The following is a 3,974-nucleotide window of genomic DNA, read 5'->3' on the forward strand; positions in this document are numbered from 1 at the left end:
GCGCGCTACATCACCGCCAACACCAATGCCGCGCAGCGGCTTCGTGCCCTGGGTCTGGATGACCTGCTGGAGCTTCCTTTCCGGCACGTACGGTCCAGAGATGACGATGCTTCTGTCATAGCGTGCGATGTTAGGCTTAGGTGTAACATCAGCACGCGGGCAGCGCTGCCTTTGCGTAATTTGCGATGCTTTCCAATTCCGACAGCGTGGCACCGTCGCGGGCGTGAACCGAGATGCCCTGCATTATGGCGACGATGTAGCGGGCCAGCGACGCCGCCTCCGCCGCCGGCACCCAGCGCTCCAGTCTCTCTTGCAGAAGGTGTCCGAACCTCTGGCGCCGATCGGCGAGATCGCAGGCGAGCGCATCGTGCGCGCGGTCGGAGGCGAGCATGCCGGTCGAGATCATGCAGGCCTGCCCCTTCGCGTGGACCGAGCCGATCGCTGCCGCCAAGATCGCGGCCACGCCGTCGCGCAGGTCGGTTGCTTGATCGAGCACCGACAGGTCCAGGGCGCCGACCGCGTAGCGATCCAGCGCCTCCTGGTACAATCGCGCCTTGCTGCCGAAAGCCGCATAGAGGCTCGGCGGGGCGATGCCGATGGCGTCCGTCAGGTCGCTGATCGACACGCCCTCGTAGCCGTGCCGCCAGAACAGCTCCATCGCGGTTGCGATCGCGGCTTCGCGATCGAAGCCTCGCGGGCGACCTCCTCGAGGCTTTGGTCCAACGTCTGTATCAGTCACTAAATAACCCCTTGACCGCGCTGCCGCCACGTTCTTTAGCGACCGCTATGATCAAAGAGAAGCGCACATGGCGGTGACGCGGCGGGAAGCGCTTGCAGCCTTGGTAGCCGCCGGGCTCGTCGGGGCGTCGCGTCCTGCGAGGAGTGCGCCCGGGCCGGCAGCCGTCCCGTCGGGTGTCGCGACCCGCATCACGACCCCCGACGGCCTTACCCTTTCCGCGATGCGCTATGGCGATCTCTTCACGCCGAGATCCTGTTCGTGAACGGCTTGGGGCAGAGCCGGCTCTCGTGGGACGAACAGCTTACCCCCGCGATGACCGGCCGCTTCCGCATCGTGACCTACGACCTGCGCGGGCATGGCGATTCCGATAAGCCGCCGACGCCCGCGAGCTACGCCGATGGCGCGGCATGGGGAGTCGATCTTCACGCAGTGATCGAGCAGACCGGGCTGCGCCGCCCGCTGGTCGTCGCCTGGTCGATGGGCGGTCTGATCGTCGGGCATTACCTCGAGCGCCATGGTGCCGGGCGGATCGCGGGGATCAACCTGGTCGATGCCGTGACCAGCTTCGCGCCCGGCCTGCTCTCCGCGACTTCCGCCGAACTGGGCAAGCGGCTGGCATTGCCGGATCTGGCTGTCCGCAGCGACGCCATCGGTGCGTTTCTCGCCGACTGCTTCGCGACGCGGCCTCCGGCGGCCCTGTTCGCGCGGATGCTGGCGTATAACGGGATGATGCCGCGCGCGGTGCAACAGGGCTTGATCGGCATCACGACCGACGGCCTCGACCGCGCCTTTGCCGCCGTGCCACGCATGCTAATCAGCCATGGCGCGCGCGATGCCCTGGTCGATGTCGCCATGTCGCGGCGGATGCTCGCGATCAACCGCTCGGCGCGCCTCTCGATCTATTCCAACGCCGGGCACGCGCCGTTCATCGAGGATGCCGCGCGGTTCAATCGCGAGCTTGCCGCCTTCGCCGCCTCGCCCACCGGAGACCTGCCATGATCCTCAAGACCTACACCCGCATCTTCACCAACGACGCTGAGGCGACGCTGCGTCTGCTGCGGCCTCTGCACGTAGGTGAGCCGCACCTGCGCTTCCGGTTCGATCCCTGGGACCTGATCGGGATCGGCGACATCCTCGTCGTCGGCGGGACGGACGAGGCGCTGGCGCCGATCCGCGGCAGCCTCGGCCCCTGGATCGTGACCGACATCGACGTGACGCGCGCGACGCTGGTAGACGCGGGTGCCGAGATCATCCGGGACATCGCGCCGGTGCCGACCGGCCGTATGATGTACGCTCGTCATCCCGACGGCGCGACGGTCGAATATGTGCAATGGACGCCCAAACTGGTCGAGCAACTCATCGAGGCGCCGCGGCGAGCCGGCAAGCTGGCCTCGCAGATATAGGTGTTCCTGGAACGGCAGCCGAAACCGACGGCATGAGTATCTGAAGTTTAGGAGTCCATAGGTCACCTCCGCATCAAAGGTGAACGATGTCTGAAGTACTACGCTCGTAGTCGTCAATCCCGCGACGCGCTGGTGCCGAGCATGCCTTGCCCGTCCAATCTGAATCGATGTCTGCAGCTGGGAAGTGGCCAAATCCGATCGAATTTCGGCTTCTGGGTCTTGAGCGGTGTCACGGCCAGCGGCTCTGACATCGCCGCTTAGGGACAAAGCTGCCTCGGCAGCGGCGCCGTTTTGCAGGCGCTGCTTGCAGGAAGCTCCTGATTTCGAACGGAAGCGCCTACCGTGGCTTTACTACAATGCCGATTGCCCACCGCCAGCCATGTGGGTTACCAACCCTCCCGATAAGAATGGGGATCGCATGAGGAAGATCAGTCTGGCCATGCTGCCGTTGGCTATGCTTGCAGCCGGTTGCCATCGCAAGCCGAAGGTCGATGAGACCGCGACGGTTACCAACGCCACGGCGCCGGTCATCCCGACGAGCCCAGCTGCACCTGCTGCCGCTCCAGTGCCAGCCGATTTCTCGATCGACAATGTGCCAATTTCGAACGCGCCGCTCGGCAAGTTCCCTTTTTTTGGCTGGCCGTCGAACTACGCGCCGCAGAATACGCCGAAGGAGATCGGCTTCGGCCACTTCCCGTTCTGGACCGGCAAGGCGTTCAATGATGTCGAAGGCCAGACCTTCATGGTCACGCTCGACGCGGCCCCGAACAAGCAATTCTCCAGCTATGAGCTGCAAAAGAACATGCACGCGCTCTTCCAGCAGGCGGGGGCGGTCAAGGTTTATGAGGGGAAGATCCCCAACGACACGATCATGGCATTGCCCGACACGGTCAGAAGCGAGATTGCGCCCGGTCTTGGGGATGCCTATAACGACCCGGTCGAGACCTGGGTCATTCACCGGCCCCATGATGCCATCTGGATCAATTATTCCACGAACACGGCGCAGGGCTCAATCGCTGTTGTTCAGACCAAGCCTTTCGTCGCGACCGCAGCCCTGCTGCCCGCCGATCAGCTCAAATCCGACCTCGACAAGACCGGTAAGGCGGTGATCCACGTCAACTTCGCGACCGACCAGACGCAGATTCTGCCGGACTCAAAGGCGCAGATGGATGCGGTGATCGCGCTGCTGAAAGCGGACCCGGCGCTGAAGCTCGCTATCAACGGCTACACGGACGACACCGGCTCGGATGAGCACAATGTCACGCTTTCGGATGGTCGAGCCAAGGCCGTGCAGGCGGCACTCGTCGCCGCCGGCATCAAAGCCGATCGCCTTCAGGCCAAAGGCTACGGCGGCATGAGCCCGGTCTCGAACAACACGGACGAGGCGGGCAAGGCCGCCAACCGCAGGGTCGAGCTGGTCAAGCTATGAGCCCCCCGACGCACGCTCGAACTCGTCGGTCAGAGGCTGCGCGTCGCTACTGGTTAGCGCAGCTGGTCTCATCGCCTTGAATGCCTGCTGGCTGACGGCGATCCGTACCCGGCATTGCGCTTGGTCGGGTCCCGTCAGTTGCGCGAATTGCCCATTCGGACCCGCCACATCAGCCTGGATCTGCGGGAGCTGACGGCACTGCTCAGCCGGCATCTTCCCAAACGGGTTTTCTGGGGCAGGTCGTGCTGCCGACATCTCCCCGGCCGAGGCAACCAGATCAGGCCGGCAGTTCACATGAACAATCGTCCGTAGTTGGAAAGCGCAGGAATCGTGCTGAGAGTCCGACTCTGTGAAGGATATCGGGCATCGACAGATGTACGATATCCTCCAAGGCAGGAAGCCG

At 64.1% G+C, this 3,974-nt stretch carries 4 protein-coding genes; 3 read left to right on the forward strand and 1 reads right to left on the reverse strand.

Annotation, left to right across the window (positions count from 1 at the left end):
• Nucleotides 1–148: 148 nt before the first annotated feature.
• Entirely contained in the window at nucleotides 149–658 is a 510-nt protein-coding gene (locus tag ACFE65_RS17455; protein WP_375383630.1) for a TetR/AcrR family transcriptional regulator, read from the reverse strand.
• Between the two features lie 333 nt (nucleotides 659–991).
• Between ACFE65_RS17455 and ACFE65_RS17460 the strand changes: the two genes are divergently transcribed.
• The 3 genes from ACFE65_RS17460 (at nucleotide 992) to ACFE65_RS17470 (ending at nucleotide 3,571) form a co-directional block, all read left to right on the forward strand.
• Nucleotides 992–1,738: an alpha/beta fold hydrolase gene (locus tag ACFE65_RS17460; protein WP_375383633.1), complete on the forward strand. Its 747-nt coding sequence runs from the start codon at nucleotides 992–994 to the stop codon at nucleotides 1,736–1,738.
• Nucleotides 1,735–2,142 carry a VOC family protein gene (locus ACFE65_RS17465; protein ID WP_375383631.1) on the forward strand — a complete coding sequence of 136 codons (408 nt, stop codon included), beginning with the start codon at nucleotides 1,735–1,737 and terminating at the stop codon, nucleotides 2,140–2,142. Before ACFE65_RS17460 ends, ACFE65_RS17465 begins: the two co-directional genes overlap by 4 nt.
• Before the next feature lie 418 nt (nucleotides 2,143–2,560).
• Nucleotides 2,561–3,571 carry an OmpA family protein gene (locus ACFE65_RS17470; protein ID WP_375383632.1) on the forward strand — a complete coding sequence of 337 codons (1,011 nt, stop codon included), beginning with the start codon at nucleotides 2,561–2,563 and terminating at the stop codon, nucleotides 3,569–3,571.
• Nucleotides 3,572–3,974: the final 403 nt, after the last annotated feature.

This window comes from uncultured Sphingomonas sp. (genome assembly GCF_964237335.1).
GTDB lineage: Bacteria > Pseudomonadota > Alphaproteobacteria > Sphingomonadales > Sphingomonadaceae > Sphingomonas.